Below are 25,458 nucleotides of genomic sequence, written 5' to 3'. Positions count from 1 at the left end.
ATATTGGCCACCTGGCCGAGGAATTTAACAAACCATTAAGGTTCATTAAGAGAATTAAGACCGCAGAATAAAATTCCTGGCACAAGGATAGTCTAGGATTACCGGAGGAAAGCGGAGCTCTTCATTTCCTTGATCATTTAAATGATTATCCGCTTTTCTACAAGTAACGAAATAAGATAAGGGTGAAGTCCGATTTTAGGTGTTGTGGACTGTCGTCTGTGGTCAGTTAACGAATATCTGCGATCTTTAGAGCCGAAGACCTACTTAGAGGTAAGATTGCGGATATTCATAATCTTCTAAATATTTGATTATTTCCATTGTAAACAATTGATCTTCGAGGTGGAGTGATCAATTTTTCTAAAGGCGATTTCTTTGATTAGGAGATTGAAAGAGTAAGTGATTAAGGAAAGAGCGATTGGAGATTGAATGAGCAGAAAGTTAGAAAAATCCGAGTTGAAGAGGATTCGACTCCAGACTTGGCTCAAGCACCTGAATCTGATCTTCGGGGATCCGATGTATAAATTGGCGAAGCAAATAATAGGTTTCTGGAACAAGTGGTACCATTTCCAAATCCTCAGACACAATCGAATCCTTTTCCAAAAAGCCATATTTGGCCAAAATGCCCCCTTGGAATAGACAGGCAGCTTTTTCCCCCTCTTTTCTACCTGGTAAAGTAATCAACAGTTCTTTCTTGGCACCCTTTATCCGATTGATACACTCCTCCGCTCGTTGGTTATAGTCCGTGGGATTTTCCCCCGAACCACATGCCCCTTGACAGGATGTATCCTGTACTACCGCACAGGTAACTGCCCGAAGTCCACAAAGTTTTTGACACAATCGATACACTTCCACGGCTTCCATTAAAAATTGTCTGGCTTCCTCTGACGAGAAAAATGTCTCCAAAGGCTTCAGATTTTTGGTGACTTTGGAAATTTGAAACCGATAAAAACCCGAGCCATCTTGGTAATGAAACAGGCCCCAAAGGGTTTTGGGCATTTTCATGGCTGAATTATACTTAGGCCACAGACGCTTGATTTCGAGTGTTTCAATGAGCAGAGCCATAAATTCCGAACCGGTCAATTGCCAGTGTACATCCACTACTTCCGACTTCAGTAGTTGCTTAAGCTGAGGGAGGACATTACCTGAAAAATGACCCTTAAACCTCTCCTTGATATTGTTCGCCTTTCCCACATAGATCACCTTGCCCTTGTCATTGAGCATGTAGTAGACTCCGCAGGATTCGGGAAGCTGACGAAATTTACTCAATGGAAAAAGGGGTGGAAGGAAAGAATTAACCGCATTTTTTTTGAGTGAAGCCTGAATGATTTCGGGCTTTTGCTGAATCATCCGATCAAATAATAAGGCCGTAGCCTTTGCGTCTCCCATAGCGCGATGTCGAGCGAGAATGGGAATCTTTTGTTGCTCACAGATTCTTCCCAAACTGTAGGAACCCAAACCCGGGAATATTTTTCTGGACAGCCTAACCGTACAAAGCTTAGGAGAATCCAGCTCCTTCCCAACTTTCAAAAAAGCTTCTCGGATAAAGCTGAAATCAAAATTAACTTGGTGTGCGACAAACACTCTCCCCTGGAGAAGTTCAAAAAGTTCATCCGATATCACTTCAAAATAAGGAGCATCTTTCAGCATGTAAGAGTCGATTCCTGTCAATCCTGTGATGTAGGCAGGTACTGCCATTCTGGGATTGATTAAGGTTTGATACTCTTGGATAACACGTTGTCCATCATGAATGACCACTGCGATTTCAGTGATTCCACCTCCCTTGGGGTTCCCTCCTGTGGTCTCGATATCAACGATGGCATATTCCATGGCCTAAAGATAAATGCTTCGAGGAAAGAAGAGTTGATATCGACAAAGGTTGTCAGGTTTGGCAGGTTATAGGGGATATCAAGTTATCTGGTTATCGAGTTATCTAGTGGTTTGGTTCTCAAGGTTGGATACTTTTCTGCCAAGCTTTGAGTACTTGAGCGCCGAAAGTCTCGAAATCGAATGGTTGCCAAGATTAATATCTTTCTCATTTGAGCGTTTGAAAATGCACTAAGAGTCAATCAGAAAAACAGCTACCCATGAATAGCTTGTAGACCTATTCAACAACATGATAATAACTTGAGCAGCTAACTTAGCAACAACTTTAGCAGACAACCCGACAACAGCTTTAGCAGACAACTTGACCACAACCCTTCGGCAGGCAAGACTCAATTAAGCTCAAAAAGTCACCTTTTCACATACATTTCAATCAACTTTTCGGCACAACGCTCACCATCCATAGCCGCAGAAACAATACCACCTGCGTAGCCTGCACCCTCTCCGCATGGAAATAGACGCTTGATCTGTGGATGTTCAAATGATTCTTTGTCCCTTGGAATTCGCACAGGAGAGCTAGTTCGACTTTCTACCCCAATCAGCTGTGCTTCGTTGGTCAGGTACCCCTTCATTTTCTGTCCAAAGGCTTTGAATGCCATGGCCATTCGGGCAGAGATAAAATCAGGCAGTACTTCCCGCATTTCCACAGATTCCAAACCCGGCTGATAGGAAGTATCCAACAAGGAGGAACTTACTTTTCGATTTACGAAATCCACCATCCGTTGTGCGGGAGCCACTTGAGTTTTCCCACCCATCTCCCAAGCTTTTTTTTCTACCTCAGCCTGAAAATGCATGGCAGCAAGTGGGCCGTACTTCTGAAATTGAGGCAAATCCTCCAATTCTACCGATACGACCATACCTGAATTGGCAAATTTGCTATCACGACGGCTAGGACTCATACCATTGACTACAAGTTCGCCGGGTGAGGTCGCTGCAGGCACAATAAATCCCCCCGGGCACATGCAGAAGCTAAAGACTCCCCGCTGCTTGCCTTGGTAATCGGTCTGCTGCACCAATGAATAAGCAGATGCAGGTAAATAAGGTCCTCGGTCAATTTCACAGTGGTATTGAATTCTATCGATCAGATTTTGGCTGTGCTCTATTCTCACTCCCAAGGCAAAAGGCTTAGCCTCGATGAGGACTTTTCGATGATGTAACAGATGGAAAATATCTCTGGCAGAGTGGCCTGTAGCCAAGATTACGCCTATTCCTTTGATCTTTTCGCCTGTGTGAGTGATGACTCCTTTGATTTCATTTTCTTCTAAAATCAAATCCTCCACTCTGGTCTCAAACAAAATTTCTCCTCCTGCATCCAAAATGCTTTCCCGCAATTTGGCCACTAGGACCGGTAATTTGTTGGTTCCAATGTGGGGATGAGCATCCACCAAAATTTCCTCGGTGGCGCCGTGTGCCACCAAAATCTCCATGATTCGCCGGATATCTCCTCTTTTCTTGGAACGCGTGTACAATTTGCCGTCGGAATAAGTACCAGCCCCACCTTCCCCGAAACAGTAATTGGAATCCGGATTTACAATTCCTTCTTTATTGATAGCCGCAAGATCACGTCTACGAGCCCGCACATCTTTTCCTCTTTCGATTACGATTGGCTTTATTCCCAATTCAATCGCTCTAAGCGCTGCAAACAATCCTGCAGGACCGGCACCGACAATCAAGAGAGGCGAAGATTGACTTACATTTTTGTATTCTGGGAAATGATCCAATAGCGAACCCGGAGATTCATTGATAAAAAGTTCAGCTTCCACATTTACCAGTACTTTTCTCCCTCTGGCATCGATGGACCTTCTGGTTTGTCGTGCAAAGGTATAAGGAGTATCCACTCGGAGTCCTGCTTTCTTCAAAACAGAACGCTTAAAATTAGCCTCATCGTAAGCCTCTTCAGGGCTCAATTGAAGTGAAAAGGTTTTTTTCATAGTAAGGTATTTATCCTTAAATCTTTGCAAAGGTACAAGGTCAATGTATAGAACCTGAAAAATACATTAGAAAATCTACTACGAATTCCAATGCTGATTCCAAATTGAATTGAAAAAGCCTGCTACCAATTCAAAAGGAAAAGCCGCTTTTCTCAAAGCGGCTTTAGCAATATCCTGTTCGTAATTAAATGATCAAACTTATCTACCTCAGTTCATTCTATCCAAAACCTCAAACCGGGAAGAATTAGAAATGTACTCGGGCACCAAGGCTTTTAAGTGCCTTACCAAATCAGTCTCGTTATTTTTACCGATCAAATCTTGGAAAAGGTCTATTTGACCATCTATTTTATGGTAGGATGAAGGTTGAACCTGAGCGATTTTGATTTTGGGGTGGTGTGTGATTTTCACGGTTTCAAAATCATTAAGTAACTCCTCATAGAGCTTTTCTCCTTCACGAAGTCCGGTGAACTGAATTTTGATTTCTTTATCAACCTTTTTGCCAGACAATTGGATCATCTTTTTGGCCAAATCAAGAATTTTGACCGGCTCGCCCATGTCAAACACGTAAATTTCTCCTCCATTACCCATGATGCCCGCTTCGAGAACCAATTGGCAGGCTTCCGGGATCGTCATGAAATAACGTGTGATTTCTGGATGAGTGACTGTAAGAGGCCCACCATTCATGATTTGTTTTTTGAATAGCGGTATCACAGAGCCATTGGATCCCAATACATTACCAAAACGCGTGGTGATAAACTTGGTGTGAAATTTCTTGTGGTTGGTATCTAGGTATTCATTCAGAGCCTGAACATACATTTCAGCCGCTCTTTTACTTGCCCCCATGACATTGGTAGGATTTACAGCTTTATCCGTGGATACAAAAACGAATTTATCCACCTGAGAAAGAACAGCTAGATCAGCCAGAATTTTTGTGCCTATAACGTTGGCATGAACTGCCTCTTCCGGATAATTTTCCATCATAGGCACATGTTTATAGGCGGCCGCATGAAAGACCACTTCAGGCTTGCATTCCTTAAAGACCTCTTTCATTTTCTTCTTATTGCGAACATCACCCAGCACAACTTTAATCTTACAAGAAGGGTGGTGTTCTTTAAATTCCTGCTCCACATCGTACAGGGCGGATTCCGCAATGTCGAGCATGACCAAAAGTCGGGGATGGTAATGGGATATTTGACGACACAATTCTGAGCCAATCGAACCAGCGGCACCTGTCACCAAAATGACTTTGCCCTTCAGATCTTCTTCAATTTGAGGATTATCCAATAGAATCTGTTCTCTACTAAGTAAATCTTCGATTTTAATCTCGCGAATCGCGCCTGCCGTAAGTCCTCCATTAATCCATTGATCTACAGGAGGCACCATGGAAACGGACACGTTCAAACGGAGACATTCATCGATGATTTCATTCTTGCGCTGAACTGAAAAATCTCTTACTGCAATGATAAGATCTGTGATTTCAAACTGCCTCACTAAGTGCTCTAAATCTCCAAGCCCATGGTAAATCCTCTTGCCATCAATATTTTTCCCCTCCTTTTTCAAATCATCATCCAAAAAAGCAACTACGTTGACTTGGCTTTTGCTGTCCCGCTTGATGGCTTCTTGAGCAATTATACCTGCTTCACCAGCACCGAAAATGACAGCCTGACGAAAATCTTTTTGAACAAATCCGTTTTTCAGGTAAACAAAAAGCTCCTTAACCACCAGCCTGTAAAATACCAACATAAACAAGGCAGATAAACTGGCAATGATTAATACCGAAGTCGGAAGCAAAAAACGGTCATTCAAAAAACTCCCGTGGAAGAAGTTGAGAAATAAGAAAAGGATGAAATTGATGACTACCGTTTTGAAAATGTTTGATCCATCTCTAAAGCCGGTGTGGCGTACTATGCCTTCATAACTTCGGGTATTTTGCATCACCAAAAGTCCACCAACCATGAAGGTAAAGCTTCCTGCAAATGCGTCATATTCCTCGATAAGCTCCAGTTCAAAATTAAAACGGACGAGGTAACCAAATAAAGCGCAGTAAAAGAGAATTAAAGAATCCAGAGTTGCGATAATCCAGCGAGGAAGAATCTTAAGCTTCGATAAAAAATTCATAGTATAGGTTTTTTCAAATAGTCAAAATTTGCTGATAGGCTACTATTCATTCACATAATAGCTACAAAGTAAACAGTTTTTTTATTTTTCTTCAATTTTCCAAGAAATTATTGTGATATTCTAAACACAGCATATTCCCGGACTTTTATGAAAGTTAATTCTCGATTAAACTTTTTGGAATTTGATTTACATATACGGTATAGTATATAGTTCCGGATTTATATAATACCCTTGTTTCCTTTAAATTTCCCAACTGTCGCTTGCCCTTGTTGACTTACCCCTTTTCCCATCAATACATTGAACAAAGTCACGAAGAGGATTTTTAAATCCAACAGAAATGAAAGGTGATCAACATACCAAACATCCAAAAGAAATTTTTCCTGCCAAGAAATTGCATTTCTACCATTTATCTGGGCCCATCCAGTGACTCCAGGCCTCACTAAATGCCTCCTCGATTGATCCGCATCATACAGCGGAAGATACTCCAACAGTAAAGGTCTTGGCCCCACTAGGCTCATATCCCCTTGAATGACATTGAGTAATTGTGGAAGTTCATCGAGTGATGTTTTTCTAATAATTCGACCCAACCGAGTAAGCCGCTCCCCATCCGCAAGGGGGATACCTTTTGAATCAAAAAGATCTGCCATCGTTTTGAATTTGATAATTCTAAAAATACGACCGTGCTTTCCCGGTCTTTCCTGGAGGAAAAAAGGATTCCCCCAAAAGTTAAAGCTGATCATCAACGTCAAAATTAAAAATACAGGTAAAAAAACAAGGAACATCAGGATTGCCAATCCTAAGTCTAGGATTCGTTTGCCGACATTGCTGTAGAACACTTTAATAAATTTTGCTAAACTCCTTTTCAATCATACCACAGATCAGTTTTTGATCTTCAAAAGTGAGGCTGACTGAGCTTGGCAAACAAAGGCCTTGAAGGAACATCTTTTCAGAAATGTTTCCTCCATAAAAAGGAGCAGATTTATATACTGGTTGCAGGTGAAGAGGTTTCCAGAGGAAACGGGTCTCAATCCCTGCTTTAAAAAGGACAACTCTAAGGCGGTCATTAGAAATCCCCGTCGCCTTATCATCAATCAAAATCGTAGTTAGCCAATAATTAGACTTGGACTCATCAGACTCTGTTTGAAAGGTAATTCCAGGCACACCTTCCAATAGATACCGGTAACGCTCATTGATCAGCCTCCTTTTTTCTATCCAGGATTCCAATTTTTCCAGTTGCGCCAATCCTATGGCTGCCGCCATATTATTCATTCGGTAATTGTATCCTATTTCCAAATGCTGATAAAATGGAAGGTCTTCTCTTGCTTGTGTGGATAAGTATTTAGCTCTTTCAATCAGGGTAGCATCATTGGAAAGCATTGCCCCGCCTCCACCTGTTGTGATGATTTTATTCCCATTAAATGAATAAATGCCCAATTTCCCTATCGTCCCACAATACTTTCCTTCATAGCAACTACCTACTGCTTCTGCAGCGTCCTCGAGGACGGGAATACTGTATTTGTTGGCAATATTCATGATTTCATTCATCTTAGCCGGCATGCCAAATAAATGAACCACGATGATAGCCTTAGGCTTTTTACCTTGCGCTATTCTACTCAGAATAGCATCTTCCAAAATTTCAGGATCGATATTCCAGGTGTCTCGCTCGCTATCTACAAAAACCGGTGTGGCTCCTAAATAAACGATTGGATTGGCAGAGGCACAAAAAGTGAAAGATTGGCAAATGACTTCGTCTCCTGGACCAATTCCCAATAAGACTAATGCCAAATGAAGTGCGGATGTTCCTGAGTTTAAAGCAACAGCTTGGTGAGACTTTACTTTTTTGGACAGCTTAGATTCGAATTTATGGATAAAGGAACCACTGGTTGCCAGATGACCGGAACTCATCACTTGTTGGATATACAAGTTTTCATTTCCATTAAAAACAGGAAAAGAAAGTGGTAGCATGTAGGACATTAATCGAAATGAATCTATAAAGCTTTAAACTTACTACTTACCTTACAAAAACCCAACCAATTCTACTTGGGCACTTCAATCATTTTACTCATGTATAAAATCTTTAATAAATATCAGCAATCTTATAGGTAGGTCATCAGCTCTAAAGATGCCGGATATTCGTCAACTTACCACAGACGACAGTCCATAGCACTACAAACAGGACTTCAAACTTTATCTTATTTGTTTAATGGGAGAAAATCGGATCATTAAAAATCTTTTTATTTCAAATCTTTTACCTAAGAATTCCATTCATTTATAAACCGTCTCACTAACCGTATCAATCAGCAAGCTAGGTCTGGTTTAAGCTAGTTCAGATTCATATTTCCTGACTCCACTGTTTGAGGCCCTACTTTCAATTTTATTGATTTATTAGCAGGCTTCGGATCCACAGCGAGTATCCTAGGAGAATTATTCACTTTTCTTCTGATAGATTTGAGCGTTAATACATCCAGTCTTGAACCGAGTAGCAATACCACAGCAGAGAGGATGGGCAAAACAAGGTTGTCTGCATAGCTACCTAAGGAAATCACCAAGCCAATCAATACCAGCTGAACAAATCCCAACAATAAGGCCACCTCATTGTGCTTCAATCCGGAACGCAACAAAAAATGATGAACGTGGCTTTTGTCCGCACTCATCGGGTGTTTGCCTTTGGAAAGCCTTTTCGTAAACACCCTGGCCATATCGTACAAAGGATAAATCATCAAGACTATTCCTATCGTAAATGAAGGTTCAAACTTCAAAAATGTCCCTTCTGCCAGAGAGGAATTGTATTCCATAAAGGCAATGATCAAACTGCCCAGGGAAAATCCCAGCGCCAAGGAACCCGTGTCCCCCATAAATATTTTTGCCGGATGCCAATTGAATACCAAAAAGGAAAGTACACCTCCCAATAAGGTAAAGCTTAAAACAGCCAAACTCTCCAAACCCTGAATATAAAACCAGCCCCCCAGCAGGGAAAGCGAAATTACTGCTACAGTACCTGCTAGCCCGTCCAACCCGTCTATCAGGTTGAAGGCATTGGTCAAGGCCAACAGGACAAAGGCACTAAATCCGTAACTGACCAACAAAGGCAACTGATCAATTCCCAAGAACCCATGAAATTCTTTGATCCGGATATCCCCCGCCACAATCACCAACAATACCGCGACGAGTTGACCCAAAATCTTCTGTTTAGCTGTGAGCTCAACCATATCATCTCGGAAACCCACAAAAAACATCAAGGCAATGGCACCAAGCAGAAACCGGATATCAGGCATTGGATACTGCCAACCCCAAATCGCCAAAGCAATGTAAGTAGCAGATATAAAGGCGATTCCACCCATGGAAGGAGTAAATCTCTTATGGATTTTACGTCCTCCAGGACTATCACCGATTTTTATCTTTTTCAACACCGCAATAACTATGGGTGTTAGTAAAAATCCTACTGAAAAGGAAGTGAGCGTAGCTAAAAGAAAATTCATGATTAGTTGGTTTTCAAACAATAAGGATCACATTTCAAGTTAATTTTTTACAATTATTATGCCTAATTTTTATAGAAAAAATAATTTAAGTACCATGTATTTGAAAAATACAAAATGAGTACAATTTCTATTTGAAAAACAAAAGGACAGTTTTAAAGGTCATTTTTTTGAATTTAAAAATTCCGACTGGTGATTTAAAAAAGATAGAATTTTTGGAGATGGATGGGTAAATGGATCAAGTTCAATTTTCAATGATCAATGACCAAATTCAATTTTCATGGAAAAACAGTCGGAATTCGATTCAGCAGAGAGGTTTCGATCATAGTGCTGAAAGCACGCCTTGTAATAGCCCAGCTTTTCAAAGCTGGGATTCAAAAAAAATACGGACGCCCGCGGCGCTGGCCCGAAATGATTGTTTGGAAACGTAAAGTCAGTGCCAGCGCAATGGCAATGGGACAATGATCAAGTTCAATTTTCAATGATCAAGTTCAATTTTCAAGGAAATTGGATCGCAGATTCATTCAGGCAGGATTTCACGAGTTGATTAATGTGGTGAATAGCAGAATTGGAAAACAATCAATTGAAGCGTGGCTTTAGCCCGCTCTTACCTGTCATCTCACCAACCTAGGCTTTAGCCAAATTTCCTGTTCGTATCAATTTGGGCTAAAGCCCAGAGAAATCAGCATTCCCTTCCTATCCTCCTCCTCCAACTGAAGTTGGAGGCAATTAAATAGAACTGAGCAAGGATCAATGACCAATGACCAAATTCAATTTTCAAGGAAAAACAGTCGGAATTCGATTCAGCAGAGAGGTTTCGATCACAGTGCTGAAAGCACGCCTTGTAATAGCCCAGCTTTTCAAAGCTGGGATTAAAAAAAAATACCGACGCCAGCGGCGCTGGCCCGAAATGATTGTTTGGAAACGTAAAGTCAGTGTCAGCGCAATGGCAATGGGACAATGATCAAATTCAATGATCAATGATCAAATTCAATTTTCAAGGAAATTGGATCGCAGATTCATTCAGGCAGGATTTCACGAGTTGGTTGATGTGGTAAACAGCTGGATTGGAAAACTATCAATTGGAGCGTGGCTTTAGCCCGCTCTTACCTGTCATCTCACCAACCTAGGCTTTAGCCAAATTTCCTGTTCGTATCAATTTGGGCTAAAGCCCAGAGAAATCAGCATTCCCTTCCTATCCTCCTCCTCCAACTGAAGTTGGAGGCAATTAAATAGAACTGAGCAAGGAGCAATTCTCAATGATCAATGGCCAATGAACAAATTCAATTTTCAAGGAAATTGGATCGCAGATTCATTCAGGCAGGATTTCACGAGTTGGTTGATGTGGTAAACAGCTGGATTGGAAAACTATCAATTGGAGCGTGGCTTTAGCCCGCTCTTACCTGTCATCTCACCAACCTAGGCTTTAGCCAAATTTCCTGTTCGTATCAATTTGGGCTAAAGCCCAGAGAAATCAGCATTCCCTTTCTATCCTCCTCTCCTCCAACTGAAGTTGGACTGAGCAAGGAGCAATGATCAATGGCCAATGATCAAATTTAATTTTCATGGAAAAACAGTCGGAATTCGATTCAGCAGAGAGGTTTCGATCATAGTGCTGAAAGCACGCCTTAAAACAGCTCAGCTTTTCAAAGCTGGGGTTCCAGGCCACAAAAAAAGCCTCCCTTTGCTGGGAGGCTTGTATTTAGGATCTACGACGGAAAGCTCGTTTCCACCATGGAATGTGTACTTCATCATGGTAGCCGTAGGAATTATGGCCGTAGCCATAGCCATAGCCATAGCCGTAACCATAGCCATAGCCGTACCCATAGCCTTTGTCCATGTGAATATCATTGAGGACACCATAGATTTTACTCACATTCCCTTTTTCTACGAGATTATTAAGGATCTGGGTATTCCCCTTCATCGAATAACCTTGTCGGAATACAAAGAAATTAACATCCGAAAAGGCAAATAATTCCTTAGTCTCTGACACCAGACCCACCGGTGGGCAATCAAATACCACGATCTCATACTCCTTTTTCACTTCCTGGATAATCTTTCCAAACTTCTCCTGTAGCAATAACTCCGCGGGGTTGGGAGGGATAGGTCCTGAAAGGATCACATCCAAATTTTCATATCCTGAAGATTTTACCACTTGTTTCCATGAAGTAGTTGAACTTAGCACGGTGGACATCCCAACATCATTCTTCAATCCAAACTCTTGGGCAATTTTTGGTTTGCGCAAGTCCAGGCCTATCAAAATCGTCTTTTTGCCCAATAAAGCAAAAACTGACGCCATGTTCATGGATACAAAGGTTTTTCCTTCTCCTGAAATGGAAGAGGTAAAGAGCAATGTCAAATTCTCTTTTTGAGGACTAAGGTAAGTCAAATCAGCTCGAAGAGAACGAAATGATTCAGTCACTGATGAGCGCGGATTGTTCAAAACAGGTATTGATTCTCCTGATATATTCCGACCAACCATACCGATCAGAGGAACTTTTATTTGGTTTTCCAATTCTTTAGGATCCTCAATCTTGGTGTTCAAAAAGTCTTTGACCGTGATAAAACCAATGGGAATTATCAGACCTATCAGTAACCCAAAAATTAAATTTCTGCTAGTATTTGGAGATATGGGACCCTGCCCAGATTTGGCGAAATCCAAAATTACATTGCTTGGCATATTGGAAGCCATGGTGATCTCCGCTTCGGCCTTTTTCTGAAGGAAATAAATGTAAATGTTTTCGTTTATCGAGAACTGACGCTGATAACCCAAGAGATTTCGCTCAGTTTCCGGTAGCTGATTGATATCCCTTTCGATCATTCGGATTCGATTATTCAGATCCGCCAGCACATTTTGGGTATTGGTAATGGCCGAACTTACATTTTCCTGAAGTGCATCTGTTGTATTTTTAATTCGCGCATTGATGTCACGAACCTGAGGAGTTTGGTCTGAAAAATTCGCCTTCAACCTGACCCGATCTGCTTGTAATTCCGAGAGATTTTGAACTAACGCACTTAGCAAAGGATCAGCCGTCCCCATGATGGATGGAGCTACCAATTCTCCTGTAGAACCTGTGCCTAAATAAGTTTTTAATGTCTGTAAATACTTAATATTCAGCTCGGTTTGACTTTTTTGCTTTTCAAGCTCCTGAAGACTTGAAAAAATTACAGACCCCTCTTGGGAAAGATTGAATATCTTATTTTCTGAGCGGTATTGTTGCAGTTTGTTTTCTGAACCCCGAAGTGAATCTGTGATCCCGCTAAGTTGTTGATCGATAAACCGAATGGTGTTTTGAGAAGTACGGTTTTTCTCATCCAATTCGCGTTGCAGATAGGTTTCCATTAAACCATTTAAGTAATCTACTCCCAATCGTCTGAGAGGGGTCTCCAGACTCAAAGTAAGAATGGAACTCTGCTTGTTAGATGGAGTTACACTCAGTGCTGAGGAATAAGTTAAGGCTAGTGAAGGAGTATCCAACAATCTGAAAAAGACAATTTCACCGGGAATTGCCGACACTTTATCTACCTTAAACTCAAAAAACTCGTGTGAAACCGTTTCCCCAAATTCATAGATGGACTTAGGAAGTAAAACCAAACCTGTACCAGTTTTAAAATTGGGGTCAGCTGGATTAAACAGCTGAAAACCATTCCCTTCTGTAGTCAATTCAAATCGATTTTCATCCAAAACTACTAATCGAAAAAGTCCACCTACTGCTTGCTTTCTTGAAAAATCTGCCTGAACTAAAACCGGGCTGTTCCCATAAATTTCAACCATTTTGTAGAAGCCCTCCTTGAAATATTGCACATTCAGGTTGAGCTTACCAATAGTGGAAATCGCCAAAGAGTAGGATTTCAATAATCCGATTTCATTCTCGATATTACTTCTTCCCTGAAGTCCAGAAAACCCGGCAGAACCAAAGATATCCGACCCCAAGGATTTATCATCATCTTTGATAATGAGGGTAGATTCTACTTTGAATAGTGGTGTAGTGAATTTATTGTAAAAATAAGCTGCCACTACTCCCAAAAAAGCAAAAATCAAAATAACAGGCCAATGCTGGAGATACCGAAACAGAATAACACGGAAATCCAACTCACTTTCCTGGCTTACCAAAAAAGGATTGGGTTGGTTAGAATTGACTTGGGGTGAATTCGGATACATAAAACAGAATTAACGGGTAAAGGTATTGATCAACAAAATAGCAGCGGTGAATACGGATACAAATAACGCAAGGGACTGAGATGCATTTTCACCTGCACCTACCTCCCGCACTTTCATCGGTTCGGCGTAGAGTTGGTCATTGGGTTGGATAAAATAAAACGGAGAGGCAACGATGTGTCGGTCATTGAGGTTGATCCGGTGCAGCTTGGTGCCTTCCGGATACTGACGGATCAGGAGTACCTCGTCGCGCTTGGCGATATTACTGAGATCACCTGCATTGGCAATGGCTTCGAAGATGGTCATTCGGTCTTGAAGCACGACAAACTTGCCAGGTCTACGGAATTCACCTAGGGCCGAATAGCGGATACCTCCGAGTTTGACCTTGACATAGACTTCGGAAGTGATGTAGGTCTTAAGCTTTGATTCAATTTCTACTCGCGCTTCCTCGATGGTTTTATCCTTTACCATGATGTCACCTACGATCGGCAGGCGGATATTTCCGTTTTTGTCTACCGTGTAGCCGGTCATGTAGTATATATCTCCGCCTCCCTGGCCCATTTGCATGCCCATCCCTGGGTTCCCTCTTTGATTGGAATTGGAAAAGCCATTTTCGATCAAATCTTGCACCGTCTGAATATTCACATCAATGATGTCATTGTATTGGAGCTTGTACTCGGGGATTACGTAGGTGATCAATTCCCCTTCTGAGATGGGTTTCTTTCCCTCCAGATTTTGAAGGTAGATGATTTTCTCGTTGGAGACACAAGACGCCAAGCCGGCGAACAGGATCAAAAAAAAGGCAGATTTAAGTGTATGATGCATAAGTAATCGAAAATACAGGGTAAAGCGCCCAAAATTAAGGCAAAATGGGTTTTGAAACAGCAAGGTTTCTGTATGAAGGTTGAATTTTAATTGTTTTTATTGAGTTGAACTAAATTCATTTTGATTTTCATCTTCGGAGTTGTTTATCGGGATGCAGTTGATTTAGATTGCGGTTTTACAGCATCAAATTAAACCTTAGTCACCAATTTTGAACCTCATCCCATAGATCTTTCCAAGCGGGATTTAAGGAGTTAATCAATTTCTCTTTCTTAATTCTACTTCCGCCCTTAATCTGCTTTTCCCTTACAATTGCCTCTTTTATCGAGTGAAAAGATTCAAAATAAACCAATTTGGAAATCTTGTATTTGAAGGTAAAGGACTTAGGATCAAGTCCTGATTTATGTTCAAAAACTCTACGAATCAAATCATTCGTCACTCCAGTATACAAAACAGTATTCGAAAAATTAGTCATGATGTAAATTACTCCACCTTTTTCCATTTTAGCTTTTTGGCTGTAAAAGTTGAAAGATTGCCCGCCTCTCGGCGGGCAGGCTTCGGGTGCCACGTCATCTCGAGAAGCGTAAACGTCATCGCGAGAAGCATGAACGTCATCACGAGCAGCTTATCCAATTAGTTTTGTTTAAACAGAACTCTACAGCTGCGAAGTGATCTTGATTTGGTTTATGAAAGATTGCTTCGGGTAATACGTCATCGCGAGGAGGCACGACGAAGCGATCTTAACCCTTGAAAAGATTGCTTCGGGTAGGCTGGCCTTTTTGATAACTACAATGACCGATTTCTACCCTCGCAATGACGATCACGTCATCGCGAAACGTCATCGCGAGAAGCAAAATGACACTTGAAATTTAGCCTAGAAGCTAACTGCGACTGCCTGTCCCGATTTTTTCGGGGAAGCGATCTTTTATAACACACACTAAAGATTGCTTCGGGTAAGACGTCATCGCGAGAAGCAAAATGACACTTGAAATTTAGCCTAGAAGCTTACTGCTTCGAAGCGATCTTTCGTGGTATTCAAGAAGATTGCTTCGGGTAGGCTGCCCTTTGTAATAACTACAATGACCGGTTTCTACCCTCGCAATGACGATCACGTCATCGCGAAACGTCATCGCGAGAAGCAAAATGACACTTAAAATTTAGCCTAGAAGCTTACTGCTTCGAAGCGATCTTAACCCTTAAAAAGATTGCTTCGGAAAGGGTGGCAATCTGCACAAATTCTATTTTTCCGTCTCTTCCCTCGCAATGACGGAATCGACGAAGCGATCTTAATCCAATGAAAAGATTGCTTCGGGTAAGACGTCATCGCGAGAAGCAAAATGACACTTGAAATTTAGCCTAGAAGCTTACTGCTTCGAAGCGATCTAGTCTTTAGGAATAGATTGCTTCGGGTAGGCTGCCCTTTGTAATAATCACAATGACCGGTTTCTACCCTCGCAATGACGATCACGTCATCGCGAAACGTCATCGCGAGAAGCAAAATGACACTTGAAATTTAGCCTAGAAGCTAACTGCGACTGCCTGTCCCGATTTTTTCGGGAAAGCGATCTTTCGTGGTATTCAAGAAGATTGCTTCGGAAAGGGTGGCAATCTGCACAAATTCTATTTTCCCGTCTCTTCCCTCGCAATGACGATGGCTACGAAGCGATCTTTGGTAAGTAAACACTAAAGATTGCTTCGGGTATCACGTCATCGCGAGAAGCAAAATGACACTTGGAATTTAGCCTAGAAGCTAACTGCGACTGCCTGTCCCGATTTTTTCGGGAAAGCGATCTTTTATAACACACACTAAAGATTGCTTCGGGTATCACGTCATCGCGAGAAGCAAAATGACACTTGGAATTTAGCCTAGAAGCTAACTGCTTCGAAGCGATCTTTCGTGGTATTCAAGAAGATTGCTTCGGGTAGGCTGGTCTTTGTTAAAATTACTACAAATGATTTCTACCCTCGCAATGACGAAAACTTCGAAGCGATCTTGGCAACTGGATGAGATTGCTTCGGGTATCACGTCATCGCGAGAAGCAAAATGACACTTGGAATTTAGCCTAGAAGCTTACTGCTTCGAAGCGATCTTTCGTGGTATTCAAGAAGATTGCTTCGGGTAGCCTGGACTTTGTAATAATTACAATTACGGATTTCTACCCTCCCGCCACAGCGGGCAGGCGCAATGACGATCACGTCATCGCGAGAAGCAAAATGACACTTAAAATTTAGCAATGAGGCTAACTGCTACGAAGCGATCTTAACCCTTAAAAAGATTGCTTCGGGAAGGGTGGCAATCTGCACAAATTCTATTTTTCCGTCTCTTCCCTCGCAATGACGATGGCGACGAAGCGATCTTAATCCAATGAAAAGATTGCTTCGGGTAGGCTGGCCTTTGAAATAACTACAATGACGGATTTCTACCCTCGCAATGACGATCACGTCATCGCGAAACGTCATCGCGAGAAGCAAAATGACACTTGAAATTTAGCCTAGAAGCTTACTGCTTCGAAGCGATCTTTCGTGGTATTCAAGAAGATTGCTTCGGGTAGGCTGGCCTTTGTAATAATCACAATGACCGGTTTCTACCCTCGCAATGACGATCACGTCATCGCGAAACGTCATCGCGAGAAGCAAAATGACACTTAAAATTTAGCAATGAGGCTAACTGCTACGAAGCGATCTTAACCCTTAAAAAGATTGCTTCGGGTAGGCTGGACTTTGTAATAATTACAATTACGGGTTTCTACCCTCGCAATGACGATCACGTCATCGCGAGAAGCATGAACGTCATCGCGAGAAGCAAAATGACACTTAAAATTTAGCCTAGAAGCTAACTGCGACGAAGCGATCTTAATCCAATGAAAAGATTGCTTCGGGTAGGCTGCCCTTTTTGATAACTACAATGACGGATTTCTACCCTCGCAATGACGATGGCGACGAAGCGATCTTTCGTGGTATCAAAAAGATTGCTTCGGAAAGGGTGGCAATCTGCACAAATTCTATTTTCCCGTCTCTTCCCTCGCAATGACGATGGCTACGAAGCGATCTTTGGTAAGTAAACACTAAAGATTGCTTCGGGTATCACGTCATCGCGAGAAGCAAAATGACACTTGAAATTTAGCCTAGAAGCTTACTGCTTCGAAGCGATCTTTCGTGGTATTCAAGAAGATTGCTTCGGGTAGGCTGGTCTTTGTTAAAATTACTACAAATGATTTCTACCCTCGCAATGACGAAAACTTCGAAGCGATCTTGGCAACTGGATGAGATTGCTTCGGGTATCACGTCATCGCGAGAAGCAGAGTATATTAAAAATTATATTTGATCTAAAAGTTCATTGATGGCTGAATCAGAAATGTTTGCCTGATTTGATTTATCATAAATAGTAAGTAAATGAACCTCTTCCTTTACTATCCTTACATGAGTAATTAAGCGTCCACCCCCACTTTTCCCCTTTCCCTTACTTGTTATGGCAATTCTGATTTTATAGCAATTTTTTAAGAGAGGAGTTCCAAGTTTAGGATTTTCCTTCAATTGAGAAACAAGCACAAAAAGGTCAGATTTAATTGAAGGATACTTTTTAAAAAGTCTTTTTAACTCTTTTTCAAATTGGGAGGTAGGAATGATTTTATAACTCATCCAACACTTGCTCAATGGTTTTGGGTTGAATCTCACCATTTTCAATGGCAAGAGATTCCTTGTACCCTTTTGCAATGCCCTTCAAAATTCGTGTTTCTTCAATTCTCTCAGAAAAATCAGAAAAACCAATGAATTTCATTTTCATCGCTTTAGCAAAAGCCTTTAAAGCAGTTAGCTGCTCTTCATTTTCAATTTTTATGTTTGCAACTTTCATAATTCAAATGTAAGGATTTTAGATGTGCTTTACTTATCCGCTTTTTCTACGTCGACTTCAAGGATAGAAGTTCAAAAATTATTGAAAAAGTTTCAAGCCTAATTTTTAGAAAAAAGATCTGATTACCAACAGGAAACAACTCAAAACCGACTTTAACTTAAAAACCTATTTTACTAAAGCGATTACCAAAGTTGCAGGTTATCCCACAAATCTTCCCATCCAGGATTAACTGAATTAATCAGATTTTCCTTCTTTTTCCTACTTCCTCCTTTGATCTGCTTTTCTCTAGCTATGGCCTCTTCGATTGAATGAAAAGATTCAAAGTAAACCAACTTGGTGATTTTGTACTTGGAAGTAAAGGATTTGGAATCAAAACCTGATTTATGTTCGTAGACTCTGCGAATCAACTCATTTGTCACTCCAGTGTAAAGTACCGTATTCTTAAAATTGGTCATGATGTAAACTGATCCGCCTTTTTCCATATTGGCTTTTTGGCTATAAAAATTGAAATATTTCGGGTGCCTCGTCATCGCGAGAAGCTATAATGTCACCGCGAGAAGCACTAACGTCACCGCGAGAAGCATGAACGTCATCGCGAGAAGCAAAATGACACTTGAAATTTAGCCTAGAAGCTTACTGCTTCGAAGCGATCTTGGCAACTGGATGAGATTGCTTCGGGTATCACGTCATCGCGAGGAGCATGAACGTCATCACGAGCAGCTTATCCAATTAGTTTTGTTTAAACAGAACTCTACAGCTGCGAAGTGATCTTGATTTGGTTTATGAAAGATTGCTTCGGGTAATACGTCATCGCGAGGAGGCACGACGAAGCGATCTTAACTCTTGAAAAGATTGCTTCGGGTAGGCTGCCCTTTGTAATAATCACAATGACCGGTTTCTACCCTCGCAATGACGATCACGTCATCGCGAAACGTCATCGCGAGAAGCAAAATGACACTTAAAATTAAGCAATGAGGCTAACTGCTACGAAGCGATCTTAACCCTTAAAAAGATTGCTTCGGGAAGGGTGGCAATCTGCACAAATTCTATTTTTCCGTCTCTTCCCTCGCAATGACGATGGCGACGAAGCGATCTTTGGTAAGTAAACACTAAAGATTGCTTCGGGTGAAACGTCATCGCGAGAAGCAAAATGACACTTGAAATTTAGCCTAGAAGCTTACTGCTTCGAAGCGATCTTTCGTGGTATTCAAGAAGATTGCTTCGGGTAGGCTGGCCTTTGTAATAATCACAATGACCGGTTTCTACCCTCGCAATGACGATCACGTCATCGCGAAACGTCATCGCGAGAAGCAAAATGACACTTAAAATTTAGCAATGAGGCTAACTGCTACGAAGCGATCTTAACCCTTAAAAAGATTGCTTCGGGTAGGCTGGCCTTTGAAATAACTACAATGACGGATTTCTACCCTCGCAATGACGATCACGTCATCGCGAGAAGCAAAATGACACTTGAAATTTAGCCTAGAAGCTTACTGCTTCGAAGCGATCTTAATCCAATGAAAAGATTGCTTCGGGTAGGCTGGCCTTTGAAATAACTACAATGACGGATTTCTACCCTCGCAATGACGATCACGTCATCGCGAAACGTCATCGCGAGAAGCAAAATGACACTTAAAATTTAGCAATGAGGCTAACTGCTACGAAGCGATCTTAACCCTTAAAAAGATTGCTTCGGGAAGGGTGGCAATCTGCACAAATTCTATTTTTCCGTCTCTTCCCTCGCAATGACGATGGCGACGAAGCGATCTTAATCCAATGAAAAGATTGCTTCGGGTAAGACGTCATCGCGAGAAGCAAAATGACACTTGAAATTTAGCCTAGAAGCTAACTGCGACTGCCTGTCCCGATTTTTTCGGGAAAGCGATCTTTATAATAAACACTAAAGATTGCTTCGGGTAGGTAAACATCAGAACAATCACTACTAGGACCGATTTCTACCCTCTCAATGACGATCACGTCATCGCGAGAAGCAAAATGACACTTGAAATTTAGCCTAGAAGCTTACTGCTTCGAAGCGATCTTTCGTGGTATTCAAGAAGATTGCTTCGGGAAGGGTGGCAATCTGCACAAATTCTATTTTCCCGTCTCTTCCCTCGCAATGACGATGGCGACGAAGCGATCTTAATCCAATGAAAAGATTGCTTCGGGTGAAACGTCATCGCGAGAAGCAAAATGACACTTGAAATTTAGCCTAGAAGCTTACTGCTTCGAAGCGATCTTTCGTGGTATTCAAGAAGATTGCTTCGGGTAGGCTGGCCTTTGAAATAACTACAAAGACGGATTTCTACCCTCGCAATGACGTCCCCTCGCAATGATGTTACCAAAAATACACCGCACTGACCTGACCCAAGACGCTGGTCAGGTTGCGACCACGGGGAAACTCCGGCGTGCTCAACGGGTCTAGCTGCCACTGGTAATTCCTCGCATGGATCACTTGCAGCTTCGAACTCAACAACAAACTCCCAAACTGCTTGTCGTAAAGAAAGCCTACAGAATAATCGATCCAAGGCTTGTATTCAGATGGCAAATAAAAAGATCGGTAATAAAATCCCTGATCATTTTCCAAACGCTCAAGCTGTATTCCCATTTTATTCCAACCTTCTACCACTGCAACCTCCAAGGTTTGCACATTCGCTCCTTGACCTATACCCACTCCAAGCCCTTGACCACGATTGGTGAATCCTCTTGCTTGACCATGCATTTGCCAACTCAAAAATCCACCCAAATTCTCATATCTGACTATTCTATTAATGGATTCTTGCTGATGGGTGATTTCTCCTCTTAGCTGCAGGTATCGATTGGCTTTTGGTAATGAAACCAGCTTTAGGAATCCAAACAAATAGGCTCGGGCATGTTCTGGATTTAGGATATATTCTCGCCAATTGAAGGCATGATCCCTTCTTCCCAACTCAAAATAAATCTCCCCTTTTGCTTTTTTAAACGCATACTTGCCAAACAAAATCAACTGCTGACTTCTCCCATTGGCATCAAAGTCTACGGTATTGCCATTCTGGAAAAAGTTTTTCTTTTGAAATCCTTCCACTACTGGAAGCCAATCATACAAGGTATTTCCACGTCTGTTATTGTAAACCTGAAACGTCCTGACAAAACCTAAATGCAAACCATCCACCCACTTAGGGGAATAGTCAAACATCAAAGCATTCAAGTATCTCCAATCGGTAGGAAGGCTCTGGAAATACCGGTTATTCAATTCTTGATTTTGAGCAGCTTCCAAATTGCTGCTGCGGAGCATCCCAAAAATCAGGGCAGTTTCAATATCGCCTAAGAACGTCTTGGCAGGCTTAGTCGTATTGATGGATAACTTTGGGAACCCTTCCGAATTATTGGAAAAAGAAAGGGAATTAAACTGCCCTGGTCCCCACCATACATTGCCGGTAGAGATTCCTGCCTCAAACGCACCATAGGAAGCAGTAAAGCTAGACTGTCCCCACCAAAAGCGAGTAGCCGCACCATCTCCAAATCGTTCGGGATAGTCACCGAAATTCCAAAGGAAATACCTATCCAAGATTGCTCCCTGTGGCACCCCCTCTCCAAAACCATCAAATGGAGTATTTTGAGAAAAGACAAATTCTGGCTGAATACTCACTTTCAAAAACTTCCATTTTACATCTAATCCTGTAGAAGCATATTGCTGCCCCCCTACTCCAGGTACTAAACCAAAATCACTCCATCCATAAGGACGGTCAGACGCATATCTTGAAATAAGGTAGAGCGGAAGTGCCTGGATTTCAATTTTAGACGCTGAGGTCAATCGAATTGCCGTAACATGCTCTCTTCCTATGGAGGACTTTGGCCTTAATCCCTTTAAAAAAACATCCTGATCGAGTAAAAAATCTCTTCTAGCTTTTTCTGTCGTAAACTGAAAATCCCTGACAAACACCTGTGAATAAGAGCTATCTATCCAAAAAAGGAATAAAAAAATAATAATCAGACGGTTCACAGATTTTAACAACTTAAACTACAGAAACTTAATAAAAACAAATTTAGACTTTACCATTGGACCAAAACGTAAAGAGTCAAATCAAAAATTTAAAAGAACTTAAATCCATTCACAAAAATTACCTAACGCTAACTAAAATCAAACTTATAGAAGTAGAGAACACTAGTAATGAAAGTATATTATTCAAACACTCAAAACAAGTTATTTTTGATGCGGATCATCTCCAACACAAACTTAGGAGTAGAAATTAGATTCCTTCTCCACAATCGGCGCGGCTCTTTCAAAAACCTCGGAAGCCATTCCAATCCTAATTTGATCCAAAACTCATTCGGGCGCTTTACGGTACCTGCATAGAAGTCAAACACTGCACCAATCGAACAAATAACTTTAGAATCAAGTCCAGCTTTGTTGTAATGAACCCATTTTTCCTGTTTGGGCGCAGTCATGCCGACAAAAAGCACATCCGGCTGAAATGAATTCACCTTAGAAATCATTTCCTGATTGTCCTCGACCGTGAATTCTTCCTTAAAGGGAGGACTCCATATCCCAACCTTGACTTTGGGATATTCTCTTTCTATCCGTGCACGGATTAGAAAAAGTGTGGTAGGTGAAGAACCCAAATAAAACACTCTACCCCCTCCATTTTTTTGTAGGAGTTCCAAAAAATGCAAATGCAAATCAAATCCTGATATTTTAGCTATCTTCCTATTATACAGTAGCTTAGTGGCCCACACCACTCCCACTCCGTCGGGTACGAGTATATCCGAAGTTAACAAAGCCTGATTAAATACCTCATCTTCCTTGGCTACACAGTAGGAATGGGGATTAATGGTATTCGCAATCAGCTGCCTTTCGGGCAGTTGATTAGGCAGGTTTAGGGTGATATTATATTCTAGAAACTCCGTCATCAACTAGAAATTTCAAATCCTTTGATAGCGCATTGGTAAATGCTTTTTGTCCTTCAGGGTTCAAATGGATGGGGTCAAAAAAGAACTCATGCTTGCTCTCCCAATCCTTCAGGTATTCTAAGTAAAAAACATCCGAATTGTTTTGATCGAGAGCTCTGAAAAAATCCAATTCCTTTTCAAATTTTTCAGGCTCCGCCTGATTGTAACTCGCTATCGTAGGAACATAGACCAGAACCACCTTGATTCCTTTAGTCTTTAGGGTTTTAAGAGTCCTCAGAAAAATTTGCCTATTCTCCTCAGCAGAATTGATTTTTCTGAAGATCCCCTTGCCAACGTTCTGTTCAAGCAGCTTGACATCTACTTTTCCTAATTTGTAGTTAGACCAATTTGAGAGGTGCCCTCTCATGGCAGAGTTGATCAAGCCTTCATTGTACCGACTTGTTTTGATCCATTTGTGCTGGACATAATCTTGAGAAGAAGTAGATTCTTTTACATACCGGGCGATTTTTTCCTGATCCATAAACGGGTAAAAAAGTTTGTAGGAATTAGCACTCAAGCCCTCTCCGGTAAACATCCAGGCATCTACTCCATAGATTACCCACTTTAGTTTTGGATTTTCTTCCAAGAGTTGCTCTACCATCAATTCCCGGTCAGCTACATTTACTCCCTCACGAGTGTATTTGGAAATGGGCTGCTTTAGCTGACTTTCCAACTCTAGTTTGTCCACACCAAGCATCAGGTGTGAATGCCCTACCAAAGCCAATTTATTTTCATTGCTCAAGCCGAAATATCGAAAAAGACCTTTTTCCAAAAATTCAGCAATTCCCCAATCCAGTAGAAAAAAAGCAATAACAAAAAGACCTAATTTCCTACCGATCAAAACTGGAAATAGATAAAGGCATTAGAACTTACTCCAAACAGGGATATGCCAAGCAACAAACCCAGAAAAGCAATAAATGAAACCCAACTTGGGGCCTTAGATTTTTGATAATAGATTCCAATCCAGCCTTTAGCTTGAAGCAACATCACAGCAATCAAAAGGCCTATCAACGCCAAAGAAAGCAGGGAAGTAATCGCTGAAGATCCCCACCACACCGAACCCTGCCAAGCTGCGATTTTTCCAATAATCAGAAATGCCTGATCCAGGGAATTGGCTCTGAAAAAGATCCAGGCAAAAGCTACCAACAAAAAAACTACAGGGACTTTAATCCATCGATAAACCAAGGATTTAATCCAGTGACTAAGTCCCAAGAGGTTTAAACTTTGAGTGCCGATGTATTCCAATAAATAATAACTCGCATGTAACCCTCCCCAAACCACAAAAGTCCAATTGGCTCCATGCCAAAGCCCAGAAACTAGAAAAACAATAAAAATATTCGCAATCCATCGGGGTACAGACACCCGATTTCCGCCAAGCGGGATATAGAGGTAATCTCCAAACCACGAGGAAAGCGAAATATGCCAACGCTTCCAAAACTCCGCGATGGAGCTCGATAGGTAAGGAAGATTGAAGTTTTGCATCAGACGAAATCCAAATACCCTCGCGATACCCACTGCCATATCCGAATAGCCGCTAAAATCACAGTAAATCTGAAACGTAAAAAAGATCGTCCCCAAGGCCAGCGTAGGCCCTGTATGCGAATCCGGATTGGTAAAGACCGTATCTGAATACATGGCCAACCGGTCGGCAATCACCACCTTTTTGAATAATCCCCACACAAAGATCTTCATTCCTGCCACCGCTTCGGATAGATCAAACTTCTTTTCCCTATCAAACTGTGGGATAATATGATCAGTACGCTCAATCGGTCCTGCCACCAACTGAGGGAAAAAAGCCACAAAAGTCAGAAATTTCACCACGCTGGGCTCAGGTTGAATTTTACCTCGGTAAATGTCTATGCTGTAGCTTAAGGCCTGAAAGGTGAAAAAGGAAATCCCCACAGGAAGAATCACTTGGAGCTCGGGAAAGTCCGTGGGCTTACCAAACATGCCTGACAGATCTCCCACGCTATCTAAAATAAAATTCCCATACTTATAATAAAGCAGCGGAAGCACTGAAATAGTGGAGGTGAGGACCATCCACCAGCCTTTGTTTTTTCCTTTGGCTACTTGTCTCCCCACATAAAAATTACTCAGGGAAACTGCCAACATCAGGAAGCCAAACTCCCACCGCCAGGACATGTAGAAATAATAGGAGGCGCTTAATAGCAGGTAGATTCGAAAGCGATGGGGAAGACTGAAAAACAGCCCCAATACCACTAAAAAGAACCCTACAAACTCCCAGGAATTAAATAACATGATTTATAATCTTGATCTACTTTTAGAAGA

At 41.6% G+C, this 25,458-nt stretch carries 17 protein-coding genes; all 17 read right to left on the bottom strand.

Going from position 1 to position 25,458, the window contains the following annotated elements:
* Positions 1 to 438: 438 nt before the first annotated feature.
* The 17 genes from ACFPIK_RS05270 to ACFPIK_RS05190 all read right to left on the bottom strand — a co-directional run bounded on the left by ACFPIK_RS05270 (position 439) and on the right by ACFPIK_RS05190 (position 25,428).
* Entirely contained in the window at positions 439 to 1,827 is a 1,389-nt protein-coding gene (locus ACFPIK_RS05270) for an exonuclease domain-containing protein (protein ID WP_377912969.1), read from the bottom strand.
* 404 nt (positions 1,828 to 2,231) lie between these two features.
* The gene (locus tag ACFPIK_RS05265; protein ID WP_377912967.1) at positions 2,232 to 3,812 is read right to left on the bottom strand and encodes an NAD(P)/FAD-dependent oxidoreductase; all 1,581 of its coding nucleotides are present in this window, start codon (positions 3,810 to 3,812) and stop codon (positions 2,232 to 2,234) included.
* 207 nt (positions 3,813 to 4,019) lie between these two features.
* The gene (locus ACFPIK_RS05260) at positions 4,020 to 5,930 is read right to left on the bottom strand and encodes a polysaccharide biosynthesis protein (protein WP_377912965.1); all 1,911 of its coding nucleotides are present in this window, start codon (positions 5,928 to 5,930) and stop codon (positions 4,020 to 4,022) included.
* Positions 5,931 to 6,148: 218 nt separating this feature from the next.
* Positions 6,149 to 6,766: a sugar transferase gene (locus ACFPIK_RS05255; protein ID WP_377912963.1), complete on the bottom strand. Its 618-nt coding sequence runs from the start codon at positions 6,764 to 6,766 to the stop codon at positions 6,149 to 6,151.
* Position 6,767: 1 nt separating this feature from the next.
* Positions 6,768 to 7,904, bottom strand: coding sequence for a DegT/DnrJ/EryC1/StrS family aminotransferase (locus tag ACFPIK_RS05250; RefSeq protein WP_377912961.1), 1,137 nt, complete (start codon positions 7,902 to 7,904; stop codon positions 6,768 to 6,770).
* Positions 7,905 to 8,251: 347 nt separating this feature from the next.
* Positions 8,252 to 9,409 carry a glycosyltransferase family 4 protein gene (locus ACFPIK_RS05245; protein WP_377912959.1) on the bottom strand — a complete coding sequence of 386 codons (1,158 nt, stop codon included), beginning with the start codon at positions 9,407 to 9,409 and terminating at the stop codon, positions 8,252 to 8,254.
* A 1,699-nt stretch (positions 9,410 to 11,108) separates the two neighbouring features.
* Positions 11,109 to 13,568 carry a GumC family protein gene (locus ACFPIK_RS05240; RefSeq protein ID WP_377912957.1) on the bottom strand — a complete coding sequence of 820 codons (2,460 nt, stop codon included), beginning with the start codon at positions 13,566 to 13,568 and terminating at the stop codon, positions 11,109 to 11,111.
* Positions 13,569 to 13,577: 9 nt separating this feature from the next.
* Entirely contained in the window at positions 13,578 to 14,390 is an 813-nt protein-coding gene (locus ACFPIK_RS05235; RefSeq protein WP_377912955.1) for a polysaccharide biosynthesis/export family protein, read from the bottom strand.
* A 199-nt stretch (positions 14,391 to 14,589) separates the two neighbouring features.
* Entirely contained in the window at positions 14,590 to 14,889 is a 300-nt protein-coding gene (locus tag ACFPIK_RS05230) for a GIY-YIG nuclease family protein (protein WP_377912953.1), read from the bottom strand.
* Between the two features lie 1,745 nt (positions 14,890 to 16,634).
* The gene (locus ACFPIK_RS05225) at positions 16,635 to 16,847 is read right to left on the bottom strand and encodes a hypothetical protein (RefSeq protein ID WP_377912951.1); all 213 of its coding nucleotides are present in this window, start codon (positions 16,845 to 16,847) and stop codon (positions 16,635 to 16,637) included.
* A gap of 855 nt (positions 16,848 to 17,702) precedes the next feature.
* A complete protein-coding gene (locus tag ACFPIK_RS05220; RefSeq protein WP_377912949.1) occupies positions 17,703 to 18,026 on the bottom strand; it encodes a type II toxin-antitoxin system RelE family toxin in 324 nt (107 codons plus the stop codon).
* The gene (locus ACFPIK_RS05215) at positions 18,016 to 18,240 is read right to left on the bottom strand and encodes a hypothetical protein (RefSeq protein ID WP_377912947.1); all 225 of its coding nucleotides are present in this window, start codon (positions 18,238 to 18,240) and stop codon (positions 18,016 to 18,018) included. Before ACFPIK_RS05215 ends, ACFPIK_RS05220 begins: the two co-directional genes overlap by 11 nt.
* A 182-nt stretch (positions 18,241 to 18,422) precedes the next feature.
* Positions 18,423 to 18,722 carry a GIY-YIG nuclease family protein gene (locus ACFPIK_RS05210; protein WP_377912945.1) on the bottom strand — a complete coding sequence of 100 codons (300 nt, stop codon included), beginning with the start codon at positions 18,720 to 18,722 and terminating at the stop codon, positions 18,423 to 18,425.
* Positions 18,723 to 20,578: 1,856 nt separating this feature from the next.
* The gene (locus tag ACFPIK_RS05205; protein ID WP_377912943.1) at positions 20,579 to 22,222 is read right to left on the bottom strand and encodes a capsule assembly Wzi family protein; all 1,644 of its coding nucleotides are present in this window, start codon (positions 22,220 to 22,222) and stop codon (positions 20,579 to 20,581) included.
* Between the two features lie 191 nt (positions 22,223 to 22,413).
* Entirely contained in the window at positions 22,414 to 23,130 is a 717-nt protein-coding gene (locus ACFPIK_RS05200) for a WecB/TagA/CpsF family glycosyltransferase (RefSeq protein WP_377912941.1), read from the bottom strand.
* Entirely contained in the window at positions 23,108 to 23,941 is an 834-nt protein-coding gene (locus tag ACFPIK_RS05195) for an SGNH/GDSL hydrolase family protein (RefSeq protein WP_377912939.1), read from the bottom strand. The genes ACFPIK_RS05200 and ACFPIK_RS05195 overlap by 23 nt, the downstream gene beginning before the upstream one ends.
* A 65-nt stretch (positions 23,942 to 24,006) precedes the next feature.
* The gene (locus ACFPIK_RS05190; RefSeq protein ID WP_377912937.1) at positions 24,007 to 25,428 is read right to left on the bottom strand and encodes an MBOAT family O-acyltransferase; all 1,422 of its coding nucleotides are present in this window, start codon (positions 25,426 to 25,428) and stop codon (positions 24,007 to 24,009) included.
* Between the last annotated feature and the right edge of the window lie 30 nt (positions 25,429 to 25,458).

The organism is Algoriphagus aquatilis, from assembly GCF_042657405.1.
In the GTDB taxonomy this organism is placed as follows: Bacteria; Bacteroidota; Bacteroidia; order Cytophagales; family Cyclobacteriaceae; genus Algoriphagus; species Algoriphagus aquatilis.
The sequence above is the reverse complement of the archived record's forward strand: the minus strand, read 5'-3'. Positions and strand labels throughout refer to the sequence as shown.

Bases quoted from the DNA above. Each gene is read 5' to 3' on its own strand.
- ACFPIK_RS05260 (WP_377912965.1), bottom strand. From the start codon at position 5,930: ATGAATTTTTTATCGAAGCTTAAGATTCTTCCTCGCTGGATTATCGCA.
- ACFPIK_RS05245 (WP_377912959.1), bottom strand. From the start codon at position 9,409: ATGAATTTTCTTTTAGCTACGCTCACTTCCTTTTCAGTAGGATTTTTA.
- ACFPIK_RS05200 (WP_377912941.1), bottom strand. From the start codon at position 23,130: ATGACGGAGTTTCTAGAATATAATATCACCCTAAACCTGCCTAATCAA.
- ACFPIK_RS05215 (WP_377912947.1), bottom strand. From the start codon at position 18,240: ATGAAAGTTGCAAACATAAAAATTGAAAATGAAGAGCAGCTAACTGCT.
- ACFPIK_RS05225 (WP_377912951.1), bottom strand. From the start codon at position 16,847: ATGACGTTTCGCGATGACGTGATCGTCATTGCGAGGGTAGAAATCCGT.
- ACFPIK_RS05190 (WP_377912937.1), bottom strand. From the start codon at position 25,428: ATGTTATTTAATTCCTGGGAGTTTGTAGGGTTCTTTTTAGTGGTATTG.
- ACFPIK_RS05235 (WP_377912955.1), bottom strand. From the start codon at position 14,390: ATGCATCATACACTTAAATCTGCCTTTTTTTTGATCCTGTTCGCCGGC.
- ACFPIK_RS05250 (WP_377912961.1), bottom strand. From the start codon at position 7,904: ATGTCCTACATGCTACCACTTTCTTTTCCTGTTTTTAATGGAAATGAA.
- ACFPIK_RS05270 (WP_377912969.1), bottom strand. From the start codon at position 1,827: ATGGAATATGCCATCGTTGATATCGAGACCACAGGAGGGAACCCCAAG.
- ACFPIK_RS05230 (WP_377912953.1), bottom strand. From the start codon at position 14,889: ATGGAAAAAGGTGGAGTAATTTACATCATGACTAATTTTTCGAATACT.
- ACFPIK_RS05210 (WP_377912945.1), bottom strand. From the start codon at position 18,722: ATGGAAAAAGGCGGATCAGTTTACATCATGACCAATTTTAAGAATACG.
- ACFPIK_RS05220 (WP_377912949.1), bottom strand. From the start codon at position 18,026: ATGAGTTATAAAATCATTCCTACCTCCCAATTTGAAAAAGAGTTAAAA.
- ACFPIK_RS05265 (WP_377912967.1), bottom strand. From the start codon at position 3,812: ATGAAAAAAACCTTTTCACTTCAATTGAGCCCTGAAGAGGCTTACGAT.
- ACFPIK_RS05240 (WP_377912957.1), bottom strand. From the start codon at position 13,568: ATGTATCCGAATTCACCCCAAGTCAATTCTAACCAACCCAATCCTTTT.